We start from the raw sequence: 25,729 nt of genomic DNA on the forward strand, positions 1-25,729 counted from the left end.
AGACCGTGCGGGATCGGGTCCAGGTCGGTGATGCCCATGGCGTACGCGACGATCGAACCGGCCGCGGAGCCTCGCCCGGGGCCGACCGCGATGCCGTTGTTCTTCGCCCACATGATGAAGTCCGCGACCACCAGGAAGTACCCCGGGAAGCCCATCGAGATGATGACGTCCATCTCGTAGTCCGCCTGCTTCTGGCGGTCCTCCGGCACACCGCCCGGGTAGCGGCGCTGCATCCCCCGGCGGACCTCCTCCTGGAACCAGGTGACCTCCGTGTAGCCCTCGGGGATGTCGAACTTGGGCATGAGGTCGCGCTTCTCGAACATGCCGGCGGTGTCGACCATCTCGGCGATCAACCGGGTGTTGTCACAGCCTTCACGCCAGATGTCCGAGTTCACCAAGGAGTACATCTCCTCGGTCGACTTCAGGTAGTAGCCGCCTCCGTCCAGCTTGAAGCGGTTCGGGTCGGAGAGGTTCTTGCCGGTCTGGATGCACAGCAGCGCGTCATGGGCGCCCGCCTCGTGCGCGTACGTGTAGTGCGAGTCGTTCGTCACCAGCGGCGGAATGCCCAGCTTCCTGCCGACCTCCAGCAGGTCCTCCCGGACCCGGCGCTCGATGTCGAGGTCGTGCTCCATCAGCTCCAGGAAGAAGCGGTCCTTGCCGAAGATGTCCTGGTAGTCGGCGGCGGCCTTCAGCGCCTCGTCGAACTGGCCGAGGCGCAGCCGGGTCTGCACCTCGCCCGAGGGGCAGCCGGTGGAGGCCACGATCCCCTCGGACCACTGGGCGATGGATTCCTTGTCCATGCGGGGCCACTTCTGCAGCCAGCCCTCGGCGTACGCGTCCGAGGAGAGCCGGAAGAGGTTGTGCAGACCGGTCCGGTTCACCCCCCACATGGTCAGATGGGTGTACGAACCGCTGGCGGAGACGTCGTCCTTCTTCTGGTGCGGCTGGCCCCACTGGACCTTGCGCTTGTTGCGCCGGGACTCGGGGGCGACATACGCCTCGATCCCGATGATCGGGGTGACCCCGGCCTTCTTCGCGGAGTGGAAGAAGTCGTACGCCCCGTGCAGGTTGCCGTGGTCGGACATGGCGATGTGTGTCATGCCCATCTCGTTGCAGGCGTTGAACATGTCCTTCAGCCGCGCGGCACCGTCCAGCATCGAGTACTGGGTGTGAACGTGCAGGTGCGTGAAGGGCGGCTTGGACACGGTGCGGCCTCCGGGGAGCGAGGTGACGAACGGGAAGCGGTGGACTAGAGAGGCTATCGGCAAGTGCCCGGCAGGCGACGGGACTTGGCCACGGGTCGGTCGTGTCTCCGGGTCATCCGGCGGCGTCGGTGCTCTCGTCCCGCTTCAGGACCTGCAGGCCGAACCGGAGAAAGTCCGGCCGGCTGTCGCCGCTGGACCAGATCGGTGTGATCGTGCTGCGCCAGAGCTTCTTGGCCGACTTCCAGGTGAAGGCGCCGATGCTCGACGGCACGAGTTCCCCGAAGTCGGTCTCCTGCCAGTCGTCCTGGGCGACCCGCTGGAAGTAGCGGTAGCGCGGGCGTGACCTGCCCTCGCTGAGGACCATGCGGTGCCCGTCGGCGGAGTAGGTGCCCAGGCACAGGCGTGCGTCGATGCGCTTCGGGGTCGTGTCCTTCCACGGACCGCCGTTGAAGGCGCGCAGCACGTCGTAGTAGAGGACGAGCGAGGGGTTGATATTGCCCAGGACGACGAGGATCTGCTGCTGCTCCGGGAAGATCTGGACCACGCTCTGGTGCCCCGGCCCGGCGGCCTCGAAGCCGAAGGAGCGGTCATCGAAGTGCAGCCATCCCAGCCCCCACGAGTGCACCAGGTGATGGGCCGGGACGTCCATCTGGGGTGCGCGCATCTCGCGGGCCAGTTCCGCCGAGAGCAGCCGCTCCCCCTTCGGGCCGACACCGTCGTTCAGGGCCAGCCGCGCCAGCGCCACGATCTCCTCGATCGTGAAGCAGAGGGAGTTCGTGCCCAGGTTGTCGTCGACCGCCGCCACCTGCTCCAGGGGTAGCGCCTCGAACCGGCCGACGGAGGCGTCCCACTCGTGCCCGCGGGACACGCTGTCGCCGTAGTAGGCGACGAAGTCGCGGTGTTCGGGCACGGGCATGATGCCGAGCGGCTCAAGAAGCATCTCGTTGGCTGCCCGCCGCCACGGGATGCCGAGCAGTCTTTCGATCAGGAGAGCCGCGATGGCGGTCCCGCAGTCCGAGTAGCTGAAGATCCGCCCCGGCTCGAACACCTGCGGATAGTCATCGAAGCGCGCCACATAGGCGGCCAGGTCCGAGGTGTCGTTCTCGGCCCAGTTCTCCCGGGAGTCGTCTATCCCGCTGGAATGGGTGAGCAGGTGCCGCAGCGTGATGCCGACCGTCCGGCCGCCGCGACGGCGTACCGCCTCGGGCAGCTTGTCGCCCAGCGGTTCGTCCAGGCCCACCAGGCCGCGTTCCACCAGCATCAGGCAGACATAGGCGATCACCACCTTGCTGAGGCAGGCGATGTGCTGCCGCGAGGCGTCTGTCCGCGGCCGGTCCGTGGGATGGCCGTCGTGACCGTGGTGGGCCACCCGCAGCCGCCCGTCGGCGAACACGGCGACCGACGCGCCGGGGGCTCCCTCGGCCTGCGCCGACGCGCGCAGGGCGGCGACGGCGGCGTCGAAGCGGTCCTGGGTCGCGGTCGGCTGTGCGGATGCTTCGTGCCGCGTCGAGTTCTCGTCGGCTGTCATGGTCTTGCAGTCCCCTTGTCGATAGACCGGTGAGCGTCGGCGCAGCTACGCGAGCACGCCGGCGGAGGAGCCCGCCGCGAAGTCGATCGTGGGCAGCAGCCGTTCCGCGCGCTCGTCCAGAACCGCGGCGCGGATCGCGGCGAGGAAGTCCGCGGCCACCCCGTTGTCGTCCCGGTAGCCCGGAACCGTGTCGGCGAGAAGCTCCAGCAGGCCGCGGACCTGGGGGCTGAAGCGGTGGATCCCGGTGATGGTGGCCGCCTGGTAGCAGGCGGCCACCAGGACGCCCACGATGGTGGTCACGTTCTCGATCAGCTTGAGGGACTTGCGCGCGGCGATGAGTCCCATGCTCACGACGTCCTGGTTCTGGCCGTTGGACGGGATGGTCTTGACCGACGCGGGCGCGGCCAGGTCGAGGTTCTCCGAGGCGATGCTGGTCGCGAGGTACTGCGAGCCCTGAAGCCCGGAGTAGAGACCCTCGTCGCCCAGCGCCAGGAACGCGGGGTAGGCCTTGTTCAGATGCGGGTCCAGGATCCGGTTGAGCTGGCGCTCCGCCAGTACGCCGATCTCCGTGACGGCGATGTTGAAGAAGTCGCCGGCCATGGCCACGTACTGGCCGTGGAAATGTCCGCCGTGGAAGATGGTCTCCGGCGAATCGAAGATCAGCGGGTTGTCATTGCACGAGTTGAGCTCTTCCTCCACCAGCCTGCGGCAGTAGTCCATCGTGTCGAGCACGGGGCCGAGGATCTGCGGGATGCAGCGCAGGGTATAGGCGTTCTGGAGGTAGTCCTTGACCTGGGTGACCTCGCCGCTGTCACCCTTCTGCTCACTGATGAGGCGCATGACGTCCTCGTGCTCACGGGTGAGTTCGCTGCCGTCGAGGAGCTGCCGCACGTGCCGGGCGACGGCGTTCTGGCCCTGGTGGTTCTTCAGCTCGTGCCCGCGGGCGTCGAAGGCCCGGGTCGAACCGCCCATGACCTGGACGAACGCGGCCGAGGCCCAGAGCGCCAGCCGCATCAGCCGGCGGGCGCGGACCAGGGCGAGCGCGGCGACCCCGGTCATCCCGGACGTGCCGTTGATCAGGGCCAGACCGTCCTTGTAGCCGAGCCGCGCGGGGGCCAGCCCCTGCTCGGCCAGGACGTCCTTGGCCTCCCGGACCGTGCCCCGGTACCGCACCCGTCCGGCGGCGATCAGCGGAAGTGCCAGGTGGGACAGGGGGGCCAGATCACCGCTGGCGCCGAGGGAGCCCTGTTCCGGAACCAGCGGATGGATGCCCCTGTTGAGGAACTCGCCCATGAGGCGCAGGGCGTCGGAGCCGATGCCCGAGTAGCCCTTCATCAGACAGTTCAGGCGGGCCACCTGGATGGCGCGCACGACCTCGTCGGGGAAGAGCGGGCCGCCGCCGGCCGCGTGGGTGCGCAGCAGGTTCTCCTGCAGCGTGGTCTCGAACTTGGACGGGATGCTCATGAAGACCATCTCGCCGAAGCCCGTGGTGACACCGTAGATCGGATGCCCCTCCGCACCCCACTTCTGGAGCCGGGCGCAGGTGTCGTCGACCATGGACAGCTGACTGTCGTCCAGCTCCACGGACTCGCCACCGGCCGCGACGGCGTACAGGTCGTCAACCGTCAGACCATCGCCTTTTATGATCACTATGACTCCTTGAGAAGCAGGACGAAGCGGGTGGGATGGCGCACGGTTCACACGTCGGCGCCGTCGTCGCGCTGCATCTGGGCGGCCCAGGAGCGGAATCCGCTCAGGCGTGACGATCTGGTGGCCCGGCCGCGGGGCGGGGCGGTCTGCCGCAGGGAGCGGAGCGCGGACTCGTCCACCTTTCCGCCGGCGTTGCGCGGCAGCGCCGGGACGGGAACGAACTCGGACGGCAGCATCTGCTCGTTGAGCAGGCCCCTCAGGTGTGCTCGCCACTCGTCCGGGGAGCCCGCGTCGGCCACCACGTAGGCGACCAGGCTCTGCACCGGACCGTCCGCTTCGGCGGGCAGCACGGCACAGGCGCGCACCGTCGGATGGCCGGACAGGGCGGCCTCGATCTCCGTGGGTTCGATCCGCTGGCCGCGCAGCTTGACCTGGCGGTCCCGCCGCCCCTGGAACTCCAGCAGCCCGTTCTCGCTCCACCGGCCGAAGTCGCCCGTCCGGTAGTACGGGACGTCGTCCTCCGCCGACCCCGTGGGGTCCGGGAGCCGGCGCAGCCCGGACGTGAGCCGGCCGTCCCGCCCGGTGTATCCGAGTGCCAGGAAGCGGCTGTGGACGACGATCTCTCCGGTGACCCCCGCCGGGCACTTCGCCCCCGTGGCGTCCCGTACCGTCACGTCGCGGCCGGGAATGGGCCGGCCGACCGGGACGATCCCCGGCCAGTCGCGGTCCAGTTCCAGCCAGGTCGCCAGGATGGTCTCGGTGGCGCCGTAGAGGTTGACCAGTCTCAGCCCGGGCAGGGCGGCGGACAGGCTCGTGGCGAGATCGCCGGGCAGCGGCTCGCCGGCCAGCAGGAGATGGTCCAGCGCCGGCGGCTTTCGCCCGGCGGCCCCGTGGGTGAGCGCACGCAGCAGTTCCCGGGCGAAGCTCGGCACGGTCTGCAGCACGTGGACCTCCTGGTCCGCGAGCCAGTGGACCAGCGCGTCCGGGTCGAGCCGGACGTCCTGGGGCACGGGGCAGACCGTGCCGCCGGAGACGAGCGGCGCGAGCGTCTCGACCAGGCAGGCGTCGTAGTGGGGCGAGGCCCACAGCGCGACCCGCCGGCCCGCCCCCATGCGGAACTCGGCGCCCATCCAGGTCACGAACTGCGCCAGGGCTCCGTGTGACTGCAGGATTCCCTTGGGCCGGCCGGTCGAGCCCGACGTGTGGACGAGGTAGGCGGGGGCGTCGGCCGCCGGCACGGGCAGGCGGGGCGGTGCGGTGCCGGTCCGTGCCGGCGCGGGCACCGCCACGACGTGGCCGTGGGGCCGGTTCCGCACCCATCCGGCCAGCTCGTCGTCGGCTGCCGGAGAGTCCACCAGCAGGCACTCCGCTCCGGCCTCACCGAGGATGCCGATACATCGTTCGGGCGCGTCGGAGAGGCCCAGCGGCAGGGCGTGGCAGCCGGCCTCCAGGATGCCGAGCAGAGCGGCCAGGTACGGCGGACCCGGGGGAAGGCGCAGGGCGACCGGTGTTCCGGGGCCAAGACCCAGGCCGCCCAGGGCGCGGGCCACTTGTCCGGCCCAGCGGTCCAGGTCCCGGTACGAGAGCCCGTCCGCGGCCGGGGCGTCCGGGCGGCGCCGGGCCTGCTCGCGCACCAGTTCCCGGACGGAGAACTCCGGGACGGCGGTGCCCTGGTCCGGTCGCTTCGAGGGCAGCGGTATGCCGTCGTTCATCGCCGGGCCTCCCCGACGACCGCCGTGGGCCCCTGCGGCGCGGCCTCGGCGTCGGCGTCGGTCAGGAGCTGGTCCAGGGAGGATTCGGGGTTGGCCGCCACCGCGCGCAGCAGCTGCTCCCACCGCTGCGCGATCCGTTCGGCGGTGGCCCGGTCGAATAGGTCGGCCGCGTAACGCACTTCGCCCAGCAGGCCGTTCGGCTCGTCCAGGTCGTCGAAGGTCTCGGCGAGGACCACGGCCAGGTCCAGGTCGAACGCGGTGGGCAGACGGAGCGGGGTTGCGGAGATGCCGGGCAGACGCGGGCGGTCACCGCTGCCGGTGCGCAGTTCCAGGGCGGTCCGGAACAGCGGATGCCGGGCGCCGGGGCGTTCCGGTTCGGATACGTCGACCAGCCGTTCGGACCCGGGTGCCCGCCGCTCGTCGGCCGCCAGGGCCTCCTGCCGCGCCTGCGCCACGACCTCGCCGAAGCGGGGGGCGCCCGACAGATCGAAGCGCAGCACGGCGTGGTCACTCAGCCGGCCGACGACGTTGTCGAGGGACTCGCGGGTACGGCCATGACGTGCGGTGCCGATCACCACGTCCGTCTCGCCGGCGCGGTCGGCCAGCAGCGTGGCCAGGGCAGCCTGGAGGACCATGCGCAGGGTCGAGTCGTACCGGCGGGCCACCTCGCGCAGGTCGCGGTGGAGGCCGGCGGGCACGGTCACGGGGATCGAGCCGGCGCGGCGGCTGGGCTGCGCGGGCCGCGGCCGGTCGTACGGCAGGGTGAGCTGAGCGGGCGGGCCGGCGAGCCGCTCGCGCCCGTGGGCCGGGTCCGCGGTCCGGCGTGACTCCGCCGCCCCCTGGCGAGGGCCGGCACCAGGCAGCAGCTCCCAGGTCGGCGCGTGGCCCCGGGAGCGAGCCGTGTAGGCATGGCACCACTCGTGGACCAGGACGTCGAGGGACTCCTCATCGCATGCCGCACGGTCCACGACCAGCAGCAGGCTGTGCTCGGCGGGGCCGTGGACCAGCAGGGCACCGACGGCCCTCGGCCCGTCCGGTGTCTCCTCCAGGCGCGCCGAGGCGCGGCGCACGTGGACGGCCGTCTCCTCCTCGGAGGCGGTGACGACGGACAGGGCCGGCGGTGTGCCGTCGGGCGTGAGAACCGTGTGCCGTGCCGTGATGTCCCGCAGGGCCTGCGCGAGTGCGTCCTGGTCCAGCGGTCCCGTGCAGCGCAGGCCCGCGGCCCAGGTGCCGAGGAGGGCCGGACGCGTCGGCGGCGGAGCGGGAACCTCGGCGGTGCGGTCGTCCGGCCGGCCCTGGAGGTCCAGCCGGGCTGTGAGGGAGGCGATGCTCTCCGCGTCGAGGACGTCCCGCATGCTGATGGTCAGGGGCAGTACCGACCGCACGAGGCTGATCAGCCGGGCGACGAGGAGCGAGTGGCCGCCCAGGTCAACGAAGCTCTCGTCCGTGCTCACCCGCTGCACGCCGAGCACGGCCCCGATCAGCTCGGTCAGCAGCTCCGCGCGGGCGGAACGATCGGCGCCGTACGGTGACCGCCGCGGTACGGGGAGCGCCTCCAGGTCCACTGCTCCGGACGCTGTCAGCGGCATCGTCCGGACGAGCACGACCGTGTCGGGCACGGCGAAGACCGGCAGGGTCCGGGCCAGGAAGTCACGGATGAGGTCCGGTTCGGGAGTCGGCGCGTGGCCGGCCGGTTCGACGTAGACCGTCAGCCGCTCGGCTCCCCCGCTGCCGGTGTGGATCACGGCGGCGCTCCGGGCCACGTCGGGGTGTCCGAGGGCGGCCTGCTCGACGGCGCGCAGTCCGGCCTCCGCGGAGTCGTCCTCAGGGATGTGCGTCATGAGACATCAACTCCCGGACCGCTTGCCGTGAATTCCCGCATGTGTGCGATGAGTTCACCGATGACGCCGGCTTCTGGCGATTCCGCCATGTCGCGGTACAGCTCCAGGTCGCTCAGGTATTCCTCGATGTTCACGTCGTTCACGATGAACGAGTTGAGCGACAGACAGGGTGTCAGATAGCGCACCTGATGCCACCACCGGGACGGGACGAAAGCGATGTCGCCCGGTTCGAGGATCGCTTCCATACGTCCCTGGGCGTGCGCGAATTCCGGGAACTTCGCGAGGTCGGGACGGTCGACGTCGACCCGGCCGTGGTAAACGGCCTCGCGCTGGTCGGGGGGATACAGCACCACGCGCTTACGGCCTTCGAAATGCGCGATGCAGGCGTGTGCGGACCAGTAGTCGTAGTGCAGGTTGTAGACGGCACGTTCCGGGCCGAGGAGAACCCAGCCGTGCGCGAGGTTCTCGTGCCGGGCCCGCATCTCCGCGGGCAGGCGTGCGATCCAGTTGTCGAAGTAGCTCCACAGCGGGACGTCTTCGCGCAGCTCCGGGTGCCGGTCGAAGAAGACGTTCGAGTCGATGAGCGGTGCGCGGCCACCCCTCGTCCAGGGCGCGCTCATCACGGTGCCCAGGAAGTCACCGAGTCTCAGCTCACCCATACGGTGAGCGTCCCACCGACTGTTCTCCTCGAAATGACGGACGGGTACGACCTCGTCCCCGAAACGGCGTCCCAGGTGGTCGATCGACCATTTCGCAGCGGGCCATTCGTCCATGACCCCGGTCAGCACCACCGGCTTCTTCGGGACCAGGTACTCCTGCCGGAACTCGTCCGGGGTGAGCCGTCGCCTGTCGACCGGAGTGAACGCGAAATTCTCTGTGGTCATGGCCGCGCAATCTGACGTTTCTTCCGGTGGTGCCGGTACATTCCGGTACTGCTTTACGAGTTGCCCCAGGGAGCCCTGCGGCGGTTTGCAGTATGCGGCGGTCGGATCCACGGGAGATACACGGCCGAGAGCCGATAGGGTTTCCGGCGTGAGCGAGTCCACGTACCTGTCCGCGGTCCAGGAGTCGTACGACGGTGTCGCCGACGCCTACGCCCGGCGGACCAAGACGCCGGCGGAGCTGGACCCGGTGTCCCGCGCGATGCTGGCCGCGTTCGCCGAGTCGGCGCGGACCGTGGGCCGGGGACCGGTCGCCGACCTGGGGTGCGGTCCCGGCCGGGTCACCGCGCATCTGGCCGGCCTGGGGCTGCGGGCGTTCGGGATGGACCTGTCCCCGAGGATGGTCGAACTGGCCCGGCGCGCGTATCCCGGGATCCCGTTCCTCGTGGGCTCCCTCACCGCCCTGGGCATCCGGGACGGCGGACTCGGCGGCATCCTGGCCTACTACTCCACCCACCACACCCCGCCCGGCCAACTGCCCGGGGTGTTCCGCGAGTTCCACCGCACGCTCGCCCCCGGCGGCTGCCTGATGCTCGCGGGTCCGGTCGGAGACGACCAGCACCGGCGTCCCGCCACGGCGTACGGTGGCCGTCCGGTGCGCTACGACTCCTACCTCGTACGGCCGGACCGGATCGAGGAGTTGCTGGAGGCTTCCGGCCTGGAGGTCTTCGCGCACCTGCTCCACCGGGTCGAGCGGAACCCCGAACGGACGATCGGCACGTTCCTCGCCCGGAAGCCCGAGGCGTGACCTTCCCCGCCCGGCTGCCGTAGGCCCGGCGGCACACGCGACGACTCCTGCGTCGGATGTTCAGTCGCCCTCCGGCGGGGTCCACGCGGCCACCAGGTCCAGCAGGCCGGGGAAGCGGGCGTTCAGGTCGGCCACCCGGACCTGGCTGCGGCGCTCCAGGCCGTACTGGCGCTGCCGGGTGACGCCCGCCTCGCGCAGCGCCCGGAAGTGGTGGGTCAGCGAGGACTTGGGGCGGTCCAGGCCGAACCAGCCGCAGGTGTGGTCGTAGTCCTCGGACTCCAGCAGCAGTTTGCGGACGATCCGCAGCCGCAGCGGGTCGCTGAGCGCGCCCAGCACCGTCTCCAGCCGCAGGTCGGCGACGGCCGGCTCGGGCAGCGGCTCGGGCAGGCCGGGCGGCTCCGCCAGGCCCCTGATTCCCCCGGCGCCCTGCGTCTCCTCGGTCCTCTGCCCGGTCAACTGCGGCTCCCTCTCCCCGACTTCCTGTACGACTCCGATCGTACTACGTGCTAAGTTCGACTCCACTCGTACAAGTACGACTCAACTCGTACTGTGGCCTGCCCGGGGAGGACCCTGCCATGACGACGGAGACGACGACCGAGGTACGCGCGCCGGGGACGGCGTAGGGCGGTGAGGCGCCGGTCCGCTGGGTCTGGCTCGCCGCCTGGCCGGTGACGGCGGTGTTCGTGCTGTCCAACGCGGCCACCCCGCTCTATGTGCTGTGGCAGCGGGAGATGGGGTTCAGCAAGGGCACGCTGACCGTGGTCTTCGCCTGCTACATCGTGGGGCTTCTCGGTTCCCTGCTGGTATCGGGCGTCGTCTCCGACCGGCTCGGCCGCAAGCCCGTGCTGCTTCCGGCGCTGGGCCTCGCCCTCGTCGCCTGCCTGGTCTTCGCGACGGCGGGCGGTGTGGCCGCGCTGGTCGTCGCCCGGCTGTGCACCGGCATCGCGGTCGGGGCCGTGGTCTCGGCGGGCATGGCCGCGGTGACGGACGTGGCCGGCCCCGCCCGGCGCCGGCTCGCGGCGCTGCTCGCCTCCTGCGCGATGGTGTTCGGCGCGGGGGTGGGGCCGCTGCTCGCGGGCGTGCTGTCCGAGACGCTGCCCGGGCCCACGGTCACCGTGTTCGCGGTGGAGGCGGTCCTGCTGGCCACGGCGGTCGCGGTGGTGCTCCGGATGCCGGTACGGCGGCCCGCCCGGACCGGCGCCGGGCCCTGGGTCCGCGTGCCCGGCGTGCCGCGCGGTGCCGGACGGCAGCTCGCCCTGGGCATCGCCGTGTTCGCGCCGGGCATCACCGCCACGTCCTTCGTGCTGTCGCTCGGTCCCTCGCTGCTCTCGGGACTGCTGGGCACGGGCAGCCGGATCGTGTCGGGCGCGCTGGCCTTCGCGATGTTCCTGAGCGCCACGGGCGTGCAGTTCGCGGTACGACGACTGCGCCGCCGCACGGTCCTGGTCACCGGTGCCACCGCCACGGCCCTCGGCATGCTGTCCCTCGTCGCCGCCGTGCACACCGCCTCGGTCCCGGCCCTGGCCGGCGCCGCGCTGCTCGCCGGGGCGGGCCAGGGCATGGGCCAACTGGGCGGCCTGTCCCTGCTGAACTCCACGGTGCCGACGGAGCGGCTGGCCGAGGCCAACGCGGCGCTGAACGTCGGCGGCTACCTCCCGGCCGGCCTTCTCCCGGTCACCGCGGGCTACCTGACGGACGCCACCGGACTGACCACCGGCACGACGGTATTCGCCACCACGCTGACCCTCCTGGCCGTCGGCGGAGGCGGACTGGCCGCGCTGGCGAGGGACCGCGTGAGCTGACCGGCGCCAGAGCCGGGCGGGGGTGGGTTCGCTTGCCCGCGCTCGCGGGGTGCCGCGGGTATGACGGCCGCTACGCGCGCCCCGAAGGGGCGCGCGTCACGCCGACCGCTTGCGCGACGCCGTCTTCTTCGCCGTCGCCTTCTTCGCCGTACTCTTCGCCGCCGCCGTCTTCTTCGCCCCCTCGGTGGCCTTGGACGTCGACTTCCTCGCGGCGGTCGTCTTCTTGGCGGCGGCCTTCGTCGACTTCTTGGCGCCCGTCTCCTTGGGCACGGCCCGGCCTCGCCGTAGCTGCCTGACCTCGGCCTCCTCGTCAGGGGCGGCGCGGGACTCCCGCGCAGCCCGCACGCTGCTCTCCAGCGCGGCCATCAGGTCCAGCACCTTGCCCCCGGCCGCCGGCTCGGGCGCCTCCGGCGGGGCCTCGCCGGAGGCCTTCGCCGCGATGACCTCCTCCAGCGCCTCCCGGTACTCGTCGTGCAGGTCCTCCAGGTCGACCTCGCCGAGGGTGTCCATCAGGGCGTCCGCGAGGTCCAGCTCCTTGTCGCGGATGGTGACGGCGGTGTCCGGGGCGACGCCCTCGGGGGCCCGGACCTCGTCCGGCCACAGCAGGCCGTGCATGGCGATGGCGTCGCCGACGACCCGCAGCATGCCCAGGCGCTCCCGGCCGCGCAGCGCGTACTTGGCGATGGCGACCCGGTTGCTGCGCTTGAGGGCCTCGCGCAGCAGGGTGTACGGCTTGGCGGCGGGCGCTCCGCTCGCGGCGAGGTAGTAGGCCGCGCCCATCTGGAGCGGGTCGATCCGGTCGCCCGGCACGAAGGCGACGATGTCGATCGTGCGGGCGGTCGGGATCGGCAGGTGGGCGAGGTCATCGTCGGTGATCGGGACGATCGAGCCGTCGGCGTCCTCGTACGCCTTGCCGATCTCGGCCTGGCTGACCTCGCGGTCCTCCAGCTCGCACACCTTGCGGTAGCGGATGCGGCCGTTGTCCTCGGTGTGGATCTGACGGAAGGAGATCGCATGGCTCTCCGTGGCGTTCACCAGCTTGATCGGGATGCTGACGAGGCCGAAGGAGATGGCGCCGTTCCATATCGATCGCACGTGCCGCACCCTTCCTTTCCCGATTTCTCCGGTTTATCTGGGATTGTCATCTTATGACGCCTATCACAGAGGTGGAGGGGCGCCGAGTCGCGCTCAGCAACCTGGAGAAGGTGCTGTATCCGGAGACCGGCTTCACCAAAGGGGAGCTGCTGCACTACTACGCGACCACCGCCACGGCACTGCTGCCGCACCTGCGCGACCGGGCGGTGTCCTTCCTGCGGTACCCGGACGGCCCGGACGGGCAGCTGTTCTTCACCAAGAACGTGCCGCCGGGTACGCCCGACTGGGTCACGACCTCCGAGGTGCCGCGGTCGTCGGCGGACAGCCCGGCCCGGATGGTGGTGGTGCAGGACCTGCCGAGCCTGGTCTGGGCGGCGAACCTGGTGACCGAGTTCCACACGCACCAGTGGCTGGTGGAGCGCCCGGAGGAGGCGGACCGGCTGGTCCTCGACCTCGACCCGGGGCCGCCCGCGACCGTCGTGCACTGCTGCGAGGTCGCCCTGTGGCTGCGCGAGCGGCTCGCGGCGGACGGGATCGAGGCGTACCCGAAGACCGCCGGGTCGAAGGGGCTGCATCTGCTGGCGGCGGTGCGCGGGAGTTCCCCCGAGCAGACGTCCGACTACGCGAAGGCGCTGGCGGTGGAGGCCGAGCGGGCGATGCCCCGGCTGGTGGTGCACCGGATGACCAAGAGTCTGCGGCCGGGCAAGGTGTTCGTCGACTGGAGCCAGAACGCGGGCCGCAAGACCACGGCCACCCCGTACACCCTGCGCGCCCGCCGGGCCCCGCTGGTCTCCACGCCGGTGACCTGGGACGAGGTCGCGGACTGCGGCAGCCCGGGGCAGCTGGAGTTCCAGGCCGACGACATCGCCCCGCGGCTCCAGGACCTCGGCGACCTGATGGCACCCCTGACGGACCCGGCGCAGGCCGTCCCGCTGCCCTGAGCGTCCCGGCTACACCCGCGCCCAGGTGTTCCGGTCCCGGGCCATCCCGTGCAGCGCCTCCACGTCGGCCGGCTTGAGCACCCCGCCCAGCCGGGCCAGGCCGGCCAGCTCCGGGTCGCTCAGGATCCGCACCCCCCGCGGCACCGCCGTCACGGTCACCTCGGCCGGGCCGACCAGGGCCAGCAGCGGGCGGACCTCGGCGGTCAGGGCGTAGGAGGCACGGTCGGCGTCGCCGCGCAGCCGGCGCAGCAGCGGCTCGGCCTCGCGGCGGCCCAGGGTGACCATCGGGTCGGCGACCAGGACCCGGGCCTTGCGGGCGTACAGGGCGTGCACGGCGAACAGGCCGCCGGGGCCGATCACCAGGTGGTGGATGCGGTCGCCGCCGGGCAGCGGGACGGAGTGCACGGTGTGCCAGCCGGCGCCCTCCAGCCCGTCCAGCGCCCCGCCGACGGTCTGCTCGGCGGTCAGGGCGCGCCGGCGCGGGTCGGGGCGCAGCCGGTGGGCGGGGCCGGGGTCGCGGTCGAGGGCGACGAGCAGGGCCTCGCCGGGGCGGTTGGGGGCCAGGTCGTCGTCCGGGTGCAGGGTCAGGCGGGCGAGTTCGGCGGGGGTGGGGACCGGGGGCGGGCCCACGGTCACCGGGCCGGTGAGGAAGGGCTGCAGGGCGTGGAGCACGGCGTCCCTGTCGTCCTCGCCGAGCAGGTTGACGCGGCCTGTCTCACGGTCGTACCAGGCGACGTCGGATCCGTCCTCGCGGCAGACGTACAGCCGCTCCCGGCCGTGCCGGAAGGCCGGCACCACGCGCAGTGCGCTCATGCGCCATCACCCCTCGACCATGGGAACAGGCGGGGTGCTCCGGGGGCAAGACCGGTTACCGTGGATGACAGCCCTGCGAGGGGAGTTGGGGAGGCGCCGTTGCGTACCCGCGGAAAGCAGCCCGACGTACCGGCTCCGGAGAGCCCGTGGAGCGAGATCGTGCCCGGCCTGTGGATGGGCGGGCATGAGTTCCGGGGCCGTTCCGGGCGGCTGGAGTTCGCCGTCGTACGGGACGAGTTCGATGTGGTGCAGTCCCTGCTGCGGCTGCCGGGGTACGGGCCCGATCCGGGCGTGGAGCACCACGTGTGGCCGATCCCGGACGGTCCGCTGGACGGGACGCAGCTCGCCGGGGTGATCCGGCTGGCACGCGCGGTGAACGAGGCACTGGACGCCGGCCGCCGGGTGCTCGTCCGCTGTTACCACGGGTACAACCGCTCGGGCCTGGTGATCGCGCACGCGCTGGTCCAGCGGGGTGACACGACCGACCAGGCGATCCAGCTGATCCGGGCCCGCCGTTCGGCGTGGGCGCTGCACAACAAGCTGTTCGTGGAGTACCTGCGGGCGGGCCTGGCGACCGTGCGGCTGCTGGAGGAGCTGGCCGAGTAGCCTCTCTCCCAGCACCCGGCCCCGGTGCGCAAAACAGACTTATGCCGCGAAGCGGAATTCCATCAAAATCTGATCACACTTCCCTACGAAGTAACCGATTAAGGTGTACGGGGCCCCGACCTACCCCGATCCCCAGGAGCACCGTGCCAGCCCGTCGTCCCGCGCGCACCGCCCTCGCCGTGGCCGCCGTCGCCCTGCTGTCGGCGACGGCGACGGCCTGCGGGGACGCCGGCGAGCTGCGCGGCGCCGGGCCGACCCCGACCGCCGCGAGCCCCGCCAAGCTCTGGCCGGACCTCAGGCCGGCCTCCAGCCCGGCCTACCCGTACGACGTGGCGACCCGGGAGACGGTCAAGGGCGTCCGGGTCCCCGGCGACGACATCCGGGCGGTGGATCCGGTGGACGTCGTCGAGGCGGAGCTGACGGCGCACCCCGACGACTACGGGCCCAAGGGGGCCTACCACGCGACCGTGGACCGGATGAAGGAGTGCCGGCCGGGCGGCGACCGGGCCCGCTGCCCGCTGCTGAAGCCGTACTACCGGGACCTCACCGGGGACGGCCGGGCGGATCTGACGCTCGGCTTCCGGCTGTACCCGACCAACCAGACGGCGGTGCGGGTGTACACCGTCGAGGGGCACAAGCTGGTGCAGGTGCTGGCCGACAACGACGCGATCGTCGGGGTGGAGCTGGCCGGCCGGGCGCTGATCGAACGCTCGCCGGCCGACATCTCCGGCTACGAGTACCGCACCACCTGGGTGTGGGACCCGGACCAGCGCGCGATGGCGTTCTCCCGCGACGAGTACCTGCACGTGGGTGACGGCCGGCACAGCACGACACCGTCCCCGTCGCCGTCCCCCGCCACGAGCTCGGAGAGCCCGCGATGAGGCTCACGCTGCCCCACTGGGCCGGGGCCCTGGCCGTCAAGGCCGCCGCGTTCATCACGGTGATGTGCTGTGCGCTGGCCGCGCTGCTCGGCGTCCTGGTGCACGTCTCGGTGACCAACCAGACCGTCGGCCAGGCCCGCGACCTGGCGCTGTCCCGGCTCGCCGACGCCACCGAGGCGTACGAGGCCGGGGACACCCTGCTGCCGGGCGCCGGGGTGGACCCCGTGGGGCTGCCCGTGCGGCTGCGGACGCTGGCGGTGACCGGCGAGCGCGGCACGATGGTGGCCACGCACCGGGGGCGCCCGACCATGTGGGCGGCCGGACCGGTGGCCGGGCACCGGGCGCTGGCCGTGGAGGTCGACTACTCGCAGCAGTCCCGCACCATCGCCGGTCTCGACCAGTCGATCCTGTGGTCGTCGGGGCTGGCCATCGGGGCGACCGTGCTGGTCGGCGTGTTCGCGGTGACCCGGGTGACCCGGCGGCTGCACGGCACCGCGCGGGTGGCCCGGCGGATCACCGCCGGCGACCTCGACGCCCGGGTGAACGACCCGCGCACCAAGGATCCGACCCGGCCGCAGGACGAGGTCGCGGTGGTGGCCGCCGCCCTGGACACGATGGCCTCCTCGCTGCAGAGCAAGCTGCTGAGCGAGCAGCGGTTCACCGCGGACGTGGCGCACGAGCTGCGCACCCCGCTCACCGGACTGCACGCGGCGGCGGAGCTGCTGCCGCCGGGCCGGCCGACGGAGCTGGTGCGGGACCGGGTGGCGGCGCTGCGCACGCTCACCGAGGACCTGCTGGAGATCTCCCGGCTGGACACCGGGCGGGAGAGGCTGGAGGCCGACACCGAGGAGCTGGGGGCGCTGGCCGAGCGGGTGGTCCGGGCCTCGGGCACCGACACGGAGGTGCGCGTCCGGCGGGACGTCCGGGTGGAGACGGACCGGCGGCGGCTGGAGCGGGTGCTGGGGAATCTGGTGGCCAACGCGCACAAGCACGGCTCCCCTCCGGTGGTGCTCACCGTGGACGGGCCCGTGGTGACCGTACGGGACCACGGGGCCGGGTATCCGGAGTACCTGGTGGCCCACGGGCCGCAGCGGTTCCGTACGGAAGGCGGCGCCAAGGGCCACGGGCTCGGGCTGACCATCGCGGTGGGGCAGGCGGAGGTGCTGGGCGCGCGGCTCTGCTTCGCCAACGCGGCGGAGGGAGGCGCGGTGGCGACGCTGACGTTGCCCATGGCCGAGTAGGGCCCCGCCCTCCCCGCACAAGACGCCCGGTTTGGGTAGGTTCCGGACATGACGAAGGCCGGAACCACCGTGACGGCGGCCCCCGCTCGCGCCCGCGCCGCACGCCTCCCCCGGCGCCGCGGCATCGAACTCTCCCTGCTCGTCCTGGCCGTCCTGCTGTCCGTGTACGGCTACTGCGCGGTGGGACTGGCGCGCACCGGGACCGTGCCGCCGGGCGCGGCCGGTTACGGTGCCGGGCTCGGCGTGCTCGCCCTGTTCGCCCATGTCGTGGTCCGGATCCGGGCGCCGTACGCCGATCCGCTGCCGCTGCCCATCGGGGTGCTGCTCAACGGGCTCGGGCTGGTCCTGATCTACCGGCTGGACCTGGAGACCCCGAACGACCAGGCCGCCCCCACCCAGCTGGTGTGGTCCACCCTCGGGGTGGGCCTGTTCATCGCCGTCGTCCTGGTGCTGCGCGACCACCGGGTGCTCCAGCGGTACTCGTACGTCTGTGTGGTGGCCGCCCTCGTCCTGCTGGTGCTGCCGATCCTGTTCCCGGCCGTCAACGGCGCCCGGATCTGGATCCGGATCGCCGGGTTCTCCATCCAGCCGGGCGAGTTCGCGAAGGTGCTGCTCGCCGTGTTCTTCGCCGCCTACCTGGCCGCCAACCGCAGCGCGCTCGCGTACACCGGGCGCCGGCTGTGGCGACTGCAGTTCCCGACCGGGCGGGTGCTCGGGCCGATCCTGACGATCTGGCTGGTGAGCGTGGGCGTGCTCGTGCTGGAGCGGGACCTCGGGACCTCGCTGCTGTTCTTCGGGCTGTTCGTGGTGCTGCTGTACGTGGCCACCGGGCGCACCGGCTGGATGGCGGTGGGACTGCTGCTCGCCGTGCTCGGCGCCTTCGCCGTCGGGCGGTTCGAGCCGCATGTCAACGGGCGGATCGAGGACTGGCTGCACCCGTTCGCCACCATCGAGGCGGGGCTGGGCCCCAACCAGCTCTCCCAGTCCCTGTTCGCGTTCGCGGCCGGCGGGGTCCTCGGCACCGGGCTCGGGCACGGCCACTCCATCCTGATCGGCTTCGCCGCCAAGTCGGACTTCATCCTGGCGACGGCCGGGGAGGAGCTGGGCCTCGCGGGTCTGGCGGCGATCGTGCTGCTGTACGCGCTGCTGGTGGAGCGCGGCTACCGGGCGGCCCTGTCGCTGCGCGAGCCGTTCGGCCGGCTCCTCGCGGTCGGGCTCGCCTCGATCGTGGCGCTGCAGGTGTTCGTGATCGCGGGCGGGGTCACCGGGCTGATCCCGCTGACCGGCATGGCGATGCCGTTCCTCGCCCAGGGCGGCTCCTCGGTGGTCACCAACTGGGCGATCGTGGCGCTGCTGGTCCGGGTGAGCGACTCGGCGCGCAGCCAGTACGACGGCCGGGAGGCGTCATGAGCGAGTACGGCCGGTTCCCCGAGGGCGGGCAGCCGATGGCCCGGTACATCCGGCACGCCTGCGCGCTGTGCGCGCTGCTGCTGGCGGCCCTGCTGGCCAACGCGACCCGCGTGCAGGTCGTGCAGTCCCGTGAGTACGACGGCAACCCTGCCAACCGCCGGGCCACGATCGCCCGTTACGAGCAGCCGCGCGGAAACATCCTGGTGGGCGGCACGCCGGTCACCGGGTCGGTGGACACCGGCGAGCAGCTGCGCTACGAACGGTCCTACCTGAACGGCCCGTTGTACGCGCCGGTCACCGGCTTCGCCTCGCAGACGTACGGCACCACGTTCCTGGAGCACGCCGAGGACGGGGTGCTCTCGGGCACCGATCCGATGCTCGCGCCGCTGCCGCTGTGGCACGACATGACGCGGGCGCCGACCCGCGGCGGGGACGTCGTCACCACCCTGAACCGGAAGGCGCAGGAGGCCGCCTACCGGGGGCTCGCCGGGCGCAAGGGCGCGGTGGCCGCGGTCGAGCCGGCCACCGGCCGGATCCTGGCGCTGGTGACCAGCCCGTCGTACGACCCCACGGAGCTGTCCGGCAACAACGAGGCGGTGACGTCCGCGTGGGCCCGGCTGGGCCACGACCCGGAGAAGCCGATGCTCAACCGGGCGGTACGGCAGACCTATCCGCCGGGTTCGACGTTCAAGGTGGTCACCGCGGCGGCGGCGCTGGACTCGGGCGTGGTCACGGACCTGGACGCGCGCACCGACTCCCCGGACCCCTACCGGCTGCCCGGCACCACCACCCGGCTGACCAACGAGGGCGACGGCTGCGCGGACGCCACGGTGCGGGAGGCCTTCGAGTGGTCCTGCAACACGGTCTTCGCCAAGCTGGGCGTGGACGTGGGGGTGCGGGACATGGCGGCCACGGCCCAGGCGTTCGGGTTCAACGACACCGGCGGGCGCATCCCCTACTCCGTGTCGCCCAGCACCTTCGACACGCACGTGGACAGGTCGCAGCTGGCGCTGTCGTCGATCGGGCAGTACAACACGCGGGCCACGCCGCTGCAGATGGCGATGGTCGCGGCGGCGGTCGCGAACGGCGGCCTGCTGCGCCCGCCGTACCTGGTGGAGCGGACCACCCGGCACGGCGGCGAGACGGTCGCCGGCAGCGGGGCCCGGCCGGGGCGGCAGGTGGTGCGGCCCGCCACCGCGGCCCGGCTGATGGAGCTGATGGCCGATGCGGTGCGGGACGGCACCGGCACCAACGCGGCCATCCCGGGCGCGCTGGTCGGCGGCAAGACCGGCACCGCCCAGCACGGGGTCGGCAACTCCGGGGTGCCGTACGCCTGGTTCGTCTCCTGGGCCCAGGCCGGGAACGCGCCGACGCCGCAGGTGGCGCTCGCCGTGGTGGTGGAGGACGCCTCGGCGGACCGCGGCGAGATCAGCGGCGGCGGGGACGCGGCACCGATCGCGCGAGAGGTGATGCGGGCGGTGCTCGCGGGGTGAGACCGGGGCCCGGTGGCGGTCAGCCGATCGGCTTGACCGCCTCGGCGCGGATCTTGAGGGTGTTCTTGGCGAACGCCTCCAGGTCCACCTCCGACGGGTCCTGGGTCAGGTTCTCGGTCTGGACCTCCGCGACCGTGGCGCCGGTGTTCCCGTCGGCCCAGGCGCACATGGGCACGTTGATCTTCGAGCCGAGCTGCTCCTGGGTGACCACCTGGCAGGTGACCGTGACGTCGAGGTCGAAGTCCTTGGCCGGTACGGCGACCTTCGCGCCGTCGCCCTCGGCCGCGCCCTTCATCATGTTCCGGCGGGCATCGGCGGTGTTCTTGAACCGGCCGTAGAAGCCCGAGATCACCAGGGTGCCCTTGGTCTCGTCGCCGCCCAGGGAGTAGCTGCCGACCACACCGTGCGTGTCCTTGGCGTCCCAGGCGCCGTCGGCCTCGCTCTCGATCTTCTTGCCCTCGGAGCCGGAGAGGTCCTGGCTCAGCTCGTACTTCCCGTCGAGCAGCGACTTGGGCAGCGTCAGCTTGTTCTCCGCGGCGGGGAAGCCGCTCTCGGCCACCGCCCCGAGCACGATGAGCAGCGCGACGACGGCCGCTATGACACCGCCCACGATGCCGAGCACCAGCCCGATGCGCCGCTTCTTCGGCGGCGGGGCCATGGGCGGTACGCCCCAGCCGGGGTACGGCTGCTGGGGCTGCTGGGGGTACGGGGTGCCGTACGGGCCGGGGGCGGCCTGCGGGGGCTGCTGGCCGTAGGGGCCGGGGGCCTGCGGGGGCTGGCCGTACGGGCCGGGGGCCTGCGGAGGCTGGCCGTAGGGGCCCGGATTCTGCGGAGGTGGAGGCATGGACACGCCAGCACGCTACTGCACCCGGGTGAACGGACCGGCACCGCACCCCGGGCCGGTCAGTCCTGCGCCGCCCCCGACTCGATCGCCGCCTCCACCTCGGCCACCCGTTCCCGCTCCTCGGCGGCGAAGCGCTCGGCGTCCAACCGCTCGGCCAGCTCCTCGTCCTGGGCCATCAGCAGGTCAAGACTGGAGTCGCCCAGTTCGAAGACGCCCATGTCGACATAGGCCTGCTGGAGCCGCTTGCCCCACAGGCCGATGTCCTTGACGCACGGGACGATCCGGCTGAACAGCAGCTTCCGGAACAGCTGGAGGAACTCGGACCGCTCGCTCAGCGCCTCGGCGTCGGCCTTCGGTATCCCGAAGTTCTCCAGGACCTCCACCCCGCGCAGCCGGTCGCGCATCAGGTAGCAGCCCTCGATGACGAACTCCTCGCGCTCGCGCAGTTCGGCATCGGTGAGCTGCTGGTAGTAGTCGCGCAGCGCCATCCGGCCGAAGGCCACGTGCCGGGCCTCGTCCTGCATGACGTACGTCAGGATCTGCTTCGGCAGCGGCTTGTCCGTGGTGTCCCGGATCATGCCGAAGGCGGCCAGCGCCAGGCCCTCGATCAGCACCTGCATGCCGAGGTAGGGCATGTCCCAGCGGCTGTCGCGCAGGGTGTCGCCGAGCAGCGACTGGAGGTTGTCGTTGATCGGGTAGACGAGCCCCATCTTCTCGTGCAGGAACCGGCCGTAGATCTCGGCGTGCCGGGCCTCGTCCATGGTCTGGGTCGCGGAGTAGAACTTGGCGTCCAGGTCGGGCGCCGACTCCACGATCCGCGCGGCGCAGATCATCGCGCCCTGCTCGCCGTGCAGGAACTGGCTGAACTGCCAGGAGGCGTAGTGCCGGCGCAGTTCGCCCTTGTCCTTGTCGGAGAGCTTGCTCCAGTAGGGAGTGCCGTACACGGACATCGCCTCGTCGGGCGTACCGAGGGCGTCGTACGGATCGACCTCCAGATCCCAGTCGATGCGCGTCCGCCCGTCCCACTGCTTGTCCTTGCCCTTCTGGTACAGGGCGAGCAGGCGGTCGCGGCCTTCGTCGTACTCCCAGCTGAAGCGGGCCGCGCCGGCGGCGGGCACCTCCCAGTGGGAGTCCGCGGGGTCGTTGGCGTAGAGGTCGTGCGTCGGCATACCCCGCAGGCTCACACGTAGACGCCGGGTCAACAAGTCATGCGCAAGGGATTGACGACCTTGCTGACAGGCAGTCTCATAAGGGCAGGACGACTACCCCCGGGTAACGAGGTGAGGGAGCCATGACGACCCTGACGGAAGCGGACGCGCTGGACGGACTGCGCGACGCGCTCGGCCTGCTCAAGGACCGGGAGCAGGTGGCCGAGCGGCTGCTCGTCTCCTCCGCCAAGCACTCCTTCGACCCGGACAAGGAGCTGGACTGGGACGCCCCCTTCGAGGAGGGCAAGTGGTTCTGGCCGCCGGAGCTGGTCTCGCTGTACGACACGCCGATGTGGAAGCGGATGAGCGAGGAGCAGCGCATCCTGCTCTCCCAGCACGAGGCCGCCGCGCTGGCCTCGCTCGGCATCTGGTTCGAGATCATCCTGATGCAGCTGCTCGTCCGGCACATCTACGACAAGCCGGCGACGAGCGCGCATGTGCGGTACGCGCTCACCGAGATCGAGGACGAGTGCCGGCACTCGAAGATGTTCGCCCGGCTGGTCACGCGCGGCGACACGCCCTGGTACCCGGTGAGCCGCGCCCACCAGACCCTGGGCCGCCTGTTCAAGACGATCTCCACGACCCCCGGTTCCTTCACCGCCACGCTGCTCGGCGAGGAGGTCCTGGACTGGATGCAGCGGCTGACCTTCCCCGACGAGCGGATCCAGACCCTGATCCGGGGCGTCACCCGCATCCACGTCGTGGAGGAGGCCCGCCACGTCCGCTACGCCCGTGAGGAGCTGCGGCGCCAGATGGTGACCGCGCCGAAGTGGTCCCAGGAGTTCACCCGGGTCACGTCGGGCGAGTTCGCCCGCGTCTTCTCGGTCGCCTTCGTGAACCCCGAGGTGTACACGAACGTGGGCCTCGACAAGCGGGAGGCGATGGCCCAGGTGAAGGCGAGCGGACACCGCCGGGAGGTCATGCAGACGGGGGCGAAGCGCTTGACCGACTTCCTGGACGACATCGGGGTGCTGCGGGGGGTCGGGCGGCGGCTGTGGAGGTCGTCGGGCCTTCTGGCGTAGGCGGGGCTGTAGCGATATGCGGCTCCGCCACGCACCTGCGGACGAAAGACTGCCGGAGCCGGGCGGCGATTAGGCTGACGGCCATGACCCCGTCGGCCACCCCCGCCTACCGCCGCCTGAGCGTCGAGGAGCGGCGCAGCCAGCTCCTCGCCGCCGCCCTCGCGCTCTTCGCGCACCGCGCCCCCGAGGACGTGTCCCTGGACGACGTGGCCGAGGCGGCCGGAGTCTCACGGCCGCTGGTGTACCGGTACTTCCCGGGCGGCAAGCAGCAGCTGTACGAGGCCGCGCTGCGGTCGGCCGCCGAGGAGCTGCAGCTGTGCTTCGGCGAGCAGCCCCACGAGGGCCCGCTGCTGACCCGGCTGTCCCACGCCCTGGACCGCTATCTGACCTTCGTGGACGAGCACGACACCGGCTTCAGCGCGCTGCTCCAGGGCGGCAGCGTGGTGGAGACCTCCCGGACGACCGCCATCGTGGACGGAGTGCGCCGGTCCGCCGCCGAGCACATCTACCGGCACCTCGGCGTCACCGACCCCGGCCCCCGGCTGCGCATGACCGTCCGGACGTGGATCACGGCGGTGGAGGCGGCCTCCCTGATCTGGCTGGACGAGGGCAAGCAGCCCCCGGTCGAGGAGCTGCGCGCCTGGCTGGTCGAGCAGTTCGTGGCCGTCCTCACGGTCACCGCGGGCCGCGACCCGCAGACCGCCGCGCTCGTCGGCGCCCTCGCCGGGGATGGCCGAGACTGAACCCGTGAAGAGCCAGGACACCCCCTTCGAGGGCGGCCCCATGGACGGGCGCGTGCTGCCCGTCCTGGTCGGCCCCACCGGGCACCCCCCGAAGACGTACCGCATCCCCGTCCCGGACCCGGCCGGCGGCCCGCCCACCGTGCTGGTGTACCACCGCGTGCCGCGCGGGCACAGCAAGCGGCTCGGGCTGATCCAGGGGTGGAAGTACCAGTACGCGCCCGACGACACGTCCGGCGGAAAGCTCAGGTGGCCCTGGTCCAAGCCGCACAGGGGACCAGAAGCCACGCCGTCCGGCAAGCCGGACGGCGCGAACGGGTGAACTCGCTGCGCCGAACCGCGCACGCTCGGCGCATGGCCGAACCGACACGTCTGATTATCCGGTTGTGATGAGAGGCGGAGATCCCACTTCCCCACAACCGAGGTGATGACGTGTCAGGACGAGTTCTGCGCCTGGCCTGTACGGCCGCGGTGGCGGCCCAGGCCGTCCTCGCGCCCGGCCCCGCCGCCGCCGCGCCGGACCCCCAGCGGTCCGTGGCCCAGCTGCTGACCGACCTTCAGCAGCTGTACCGGCAGACCGAACAGGCCACCGAGACCTACAACGCCACGACCGAGAAGCTGGAGCGGCAGCGCGCCGAGGTGACCCGCCTGGACCGCGAACTCACCCGCGCCCGGCTGGCCCTGCGAGGCAGCCGGACCGACGCCGGACAGCTGGCCCGGCAGCAGTACCAGAGCGGCGGCCTCGGCCCGTACGTCCGCCTCCTCCTCGCACCCGACCCGCAGCACGCCCTGGACGAGGGCCATGTCATCGGCGAGCTGGCGCGCGTACGGGCCCGTACGGTGTCCCGGCTGACCGCCGCCGAGAAGCGCAGGGACAGGCTGGCCCGCGCGGCCCGCAAGGCCCTGGACACCCAGCTGGGCCTGGCCGGCCGGCAGAAGCGGCAGCGCGACGACGTCCGGCGCAGACTGGCCGACGTGGAACGCCTGCTGGCCGCCCTCACCCCGGACCGGATCGCGGCCGTCGCCCGCCTCGAACAGCAGGGGATCACCGAGGCCCAGCAGCGCCTCACCACGTCCGGCTCCCTGCCCGCCGACCGCGCGGCCACCCCCGAGGGCGACCGCGCGGTCAGCTACGCCATGAGCCAGGTCGGCAAGCCGTACCAGTGGGGCGCGCAAGGGCCTTCGGCGTACGACTGCTCGGGACTGACCGCCGAGGCCTGGAAGCACGCGGGCACCCCCATCCCGCGCACCAGCCAGGAGCAGTGGGAGCAGCTGCCGAAGGTCCCCCTGAAGGAGCTGCGCCCCGGAGACCTCGTCGTCTACTTCCCCGAGGCGACGCACGTGGCGCTGTACGTGGGCGGCGGAAAGGTCGTCCAGGCGCCGAGACCGGGCGAGAAGGTACAGGTCTCACCCCTCGCGTCCTATCCGGTGCTCGGCGCCGTACGCCCGGAGGGCTCCCCGGTGTGACCTCAGGGGGCCTAGCCCTTGCAGAACCTCTGCTCGGCCTTCGCCGCGCCGTCGTTGAACCCCTGCCTGAAGTTCTCGTCCACGGCTACGGCACCCTGGGGCACCTCTGCCTTGCAGGTCTCCCTCATTTTCTGGAAGCCCTGCTGGAAGCCCGCCGCGTACTGCTCCTGGGCGTTCTTCTGCTCCCCCTGCTCGGCCGTGCCGCACTTGACCTCGGGGCCGCCGATCTGCTGGGCGCTGACGGTGCCGCTGGCGTCCGTGACCGTCAGGGAGAAGACGCCACTGGCGTCCGCTCTCACGGTGCCCTCGGCTCCGCTGGCGGATTCGACGGCAACGGCCTTGTTCGGCTTGAAGTCCTTGCCGCTGACCAGCAAGTTCTTCGGATTGTCGGTGTTCCTGACACCACAGGTGGGCGTCGCCGCCGCCGCGTTCGGCGCGGAGAACGTCACCGCCCCGAACGCGAGCGACGACACCGCCAACGGTGCCAGGACTGCCAGACGCACCCGTCGACCGTTCATGGGAAAACTCCTAGGTGGCTTGT

General features: G+C 71.9%; 24 protein-coding genes. 12 read left to right on the forward strand and 12 right to left on the reverse strand.

Features of this window, described 5'->3' with window-relative positions:
• From ABZ937_RS33240 to ABZ937_RS33265, 6 genes are all read right to left on the reverse strand, one after another.
• The coding region (locus ABZ937_RS33240; RefSeq protein ID WP_361697293.1) for a PHP domain-containing protein at positions 1 to 1,205 on the reverse strand (1,205 nt) is incomplete at its 3' end.
• Positions 1,206 to 1,317: 112 nt separating this feature from the next.
• Positions 1,318 to 2,733, reverse strand: a complete 1,416-nt coding sequence (locus tag ABZ937_RS33245; protein WP_361697295.1) for a serine hydrolase domain-containing protein — start codon at positions 2,731 to 2,733, stop codon at positions 1,318 to 1,320.
• A gap of 45 nt (positions 2,734 to 2,778) precedes the next feature.
• A complete protein-coding gene (gene cmdF, locus ABZ937_RS33250) occupies positions 2,779 to 4,383 on the reverse strand; it encodes a tyrosine 2,3-aminomutase (protein ID WP_361697298.1) in 1,605 nt (534 codons plus the stop codon).
• Positions 4,384 to 4,430: 47 nt separating this feature from the next.
• Positions 4,431 to 6,095 (reverse strand): amino acid adenylation domain-containing protein, encoded by a 1,665-nt coding sequence (locus ABZ937_RS33255; RefSeq protein ID WP_361697300.1) that lies wholly within the window; start codon positions 6,093 to 6,095, stop codon positions 4,431 to 4,433.
• Positions 6,092 to 7,936, reverse strand: coding sequence for a condensation domain-containing protein (locus ABZ937_RS33260; RefSeq protein WP_361697302.1), 1,845 nt, complete (start codon positions 7,934 to 7,936; stop codon positions 6,092 to 6,094). Before ABZ937_RS33260 ends, ABZ937_RS33255 begins: the two co-directional genes overlap by 4 nt.
• Positions 7,933 to 8,931: a cupin-like domain-containing protein gene (locus tag ABZ937_RS33265; RefSeq protein ID WP_361697304.1), complete on the reverse strand. Its 999-nt coding sequence runs from the start codon at positions 8,929 to 8,931 to the stop codon at positions 7,933 to 7,935. The genes ABZ937_RS33260 and ABZ937_RS33265 overlap by 4 nt, the downstream gene beginning before the upstream one ends.
• Positions 8,932 to 8,968: 37 nt before the next feature.
• Between ABZ937_RS33265 and ABZ937_RS33270 the strand changes: the two genes are divergently transcribed.
• Positions 8,969 to 9,625, forward strand: a complete 657-nt coding sequence (locus ABZ937_RS33270; RefSeq protein ID WP_361697306.1) for a class I SAM-dependent methyltransferase — start codon at positions 8,969 to 8,971, stop codon at positions 9,623 to 9,625.
• Positions 9,626 to 9,685: 60 nt separating this feature from the next.
• Here the strand turns inward: ABZ937_RS33270 and ABZ937_RS33275 are convergent, their stop codons facing one another.
• Positions 9,686 to 10,039 (reverse strand): helix-turn-helix domain-containing protein, encoded by a 354-nt coding sequence (locus ABZ937_RS33275; protein ID WP_361697450.1) that lies wholly within the window; start codon positions 10,037 to 10,039, stop codon positions 9,686 to 9,688.
• Positions 10,040 to 10,356: 317 nt separating this feature from the next.
• On the opposite strand from ABZ937_RS33275, the gene ABZ937_RS33280 reads away from it, so the two are divergent.
• The gene (locus ABZ937_RS33280; RefSeq protein WP_361697452.1) at positions 10,357 to 11,427 is read left to right on the forward strand and encodes an MFS transporter; all 1,071 of its coding nucleotides are present in this window, start codon (positions 10,357 to 10,359) and stop codon (positions 11,425 to 11,427) included.
• 96 nt (positions 11,428 to 11,523) lie between these two features.
• Here the strand turns inward: ABZ937_RS33280 and ABZ937_RS33285 are convergent, their stop codons facing one another.
• Entirely contained in the window at positions 11,524 to 12,522 is a 999-nt protein-coding gene (locus ABZ937_RS33285; RefSeq protein ID WP_361697308.1) for a Ku protein, read from the reverse strand.
• A 53-nt stretch (positions 12,523 to 12,575) separates the two neighbouring features.
• Between ABZ937_RS33285 and ligD the strand changes: the two genes are divergently transcribed.
• Positions 12,576 to 13,463, forward strand: a complete 888-nt coding sequence (gene ligD / locus ABZ937_RS33290; protein ID WP_361697310.1) for a non-homologous end-joining DNA ligase — start codon at positions 12,576 to 12,578, stop codon at positions 13,461 to 13,463.
• 9 nt (positions 13,464 to 13,472) lie between these two features.
• Here the strand turns inward: ligD and ABZ937_RS33295 are convergent, their stop codons facing one another.
• Positions 13,473 to 14,276 carry a nuclease-related domain-containing protein gene (locus tag ABZ937_RS33295; RefSeq protein ID WP_361697312.1) on the reverse strand — a complete coding sequence of 268 codons (804 nt, stop codon included), beginning with the start codon at positions 14,274 to 14,276 and terminating at the stop codon, positions 13,473 to 13,475.
• A 99-nt stretch (positions 14,277 to 14,375) separates the two neighbouring features.
• On the opposite strand from ABZ937_RS33295, the gene ABZ937_RS33300 reads away from it, so the two are divergent.
• The 5 genes from ABZ937_RS33300 (at position 14,376) to ABZ937_RS33320 (ending at position 19,907) form a co-directional block, all read left to right on the forward strand.
• Positions 14,376 to 14,882 carry a dual specificity protein phosphatase family protein gene (locus ABZ937_RS33300; protein ID WP_361697314.1) on the forward strand — a complete coding sequence of 169 codons (507 nt, stop codon included), beginning with the start codon at positions 14,376 to 14,378 and terminating at the stop codon, positions 14,880 to 14,882.
• Positions 14,883 to 15,025: 143 nt separating this feature from the next.
• Complete coding sequence (locus tag ABZ937_RS33305; RefSeq protein WP_361697316.1) at positions 15,026 to 15,763, forward strand: hypothetical protein; 738 nt, start codon at positions 15,026 to 15,028, stop codon at positions 15,761 to 15,763.
• Positions 15,760 to 17,004 (forward strand): HAMP domain-containing sensor histidine kinase, encoded by a 1,245-nt coding sequence (locus tag ABZ937_RS33310; RefSeq protein ID WP_361697318.1) that lies wholly within the window; start codon positions 15,760 to 15,762, stop codon positions 17,002 to 17,004. Before ABZ937_RS33305 ends, ABZ937_RS33310 begins: the two co-directional genes overlap by 4 nt.
• 48 nt (positions 17,005 to 17,052) lie before the next feature.
• Positions 17,053 to 18,414 carry an FtsW/RodA/SpoVE family cell cycle protein gene (locus tag ABZ937_RS33315; protein WP_361697320.1) on the forward strand — a complete coding sequence of 454 codons (1,362 nt, stop codon included), beginning with the start codon at positions 17,053 to 17,055 and terminating at the stop codon, positions 18,412 to 18,414.
• Positions 18,411 to 19,907: a penicillin-binding transpeptidase domain-containing protein gene (locus tag ABZ937_RS33320; protein WP_361697322.1), complete on the forward strand. Its 1,497-nt coding sequence runs from the start codon at positions 18,411 to 18,413 to the stop codon at positions 19,905 to 19,907. Before ABZ937_RS33315 ends, ABZ937_RS33320 begins: the two co-directional genes overlap by 4 nt.
• Before the next feature lie 19 nt (positions 19,908 to 19,926).
• On the opposite strand, the gene ABZ937_RS33325 is transcribed toward ABZ937_RS33320, so the two are convergent.
• Positions 19,927 to 20,757, reverse strand: a complete 831-nt coding sequence (locus ABZ937_RS33325; RefSeq protein WP_361697324.1) for a hypothetical protein — start codon at positions 20,755 to 20,757, stop codon at positions 19,927 to 19,929.
• Between the two features lie 53 nt (positions 20,758 to 20,810).
• On the reverse strand, positions 20,811 to 21,920 hold the full coding sequence (locus tag ABZ937_RS33330; RefSeq protein ID WP_361697326.1) for a ferritin-like domain-containing protein: 1,110 nt from the start codon (positions 21,918 to 21,920) through the stop codon (positions 20,811 to 20,813).
• A 122-nt stretch (positions 21,921 to 22,042) separates the two neighbouring features.
• On the opposite strand from ABZ937_RS33330, the gene ABZ937_RS33335 reads away from it, so the two are divergent.
• The 4 genes from ABZ937_RS33335 (at position 22,043) to ABZ937_RS33350 (ending at position 25,188) form a co-directional block, all read left to right on the forward strand.
• On the forward strand, positions 22,043 to 22,981 hold the full coding sequence (locus ABZ937_RS33335; RefSeq protein ID WP_361697328.1) for a diiron oxygenase: 939 nt from the start codon (positions 22,043 to 22,045) through the stop codon (positions 22,979 to 22,981).
• 83 nt (positions 22,982 to 23,064) lie between these two features.
• Complete coding sequence (locus ABZ937_RS33340) at positions 23,065 to 23,724, forward strand: TetR/AcrR family transcriptional regulator (protein ID WP_361697330.1); 660 nt, start codon at positions 23,065 to 23,067, stop codon at positions 23,722 to 23,724.
• 4 nt (positions 23,725 to 23,728) lie between these two features.
• Positions 23,729 to 24,043 (forward strand): hypothetical protein, encoded by a 315-nt coding sequence (locus ABZ937_RS33345; protein ID WP_361697332.1) that lies wholly within the window; start codon positions 23,729 to 23,731, stop codon positions 24,041 to 24,043.
• A 110-nt stretch (positions 24,044 to 24,153) separates the two neighbouring features.
• Entirely contained in the window at positions 24,154 to 25,188 is a 1,035-nt protein-coding gene (locus ABZ937_RS33350) for a C40 family peptidase (RefSeq protein ID WP_361697334.1), read from the forward strand.
• A gap of 11 nt (positions 25,189 to 25,199) precedes the next feature.
• On the opposite strand, the gene ABZ937_RS33355 is transcribed toward ABZ937_RS33350, so the two are convergent.
• Positions 25,200 to 25,706 (reverse strand): hypothetical protein, encoded by a 507-nt coding sequence (locus tag ABZ937_RS33355; RefSeq protein WP_361697336.1) that lies wholly within the window; start codon positions 25,704 to 25,706, stop codon positions 25,200 to 25,202.
• Between the last annotated feature and the right edge of the window lie 23 nt (positions 25,707 to 25,729).

This window comes from Streptomyces sp. NPDC046727 (assembly GCF_040645635.1).
GTDB lineage: Bacteria > Actinomycetota > Actinomycetes > Streptomycetales > Streptomycetaceae > Streptomyces.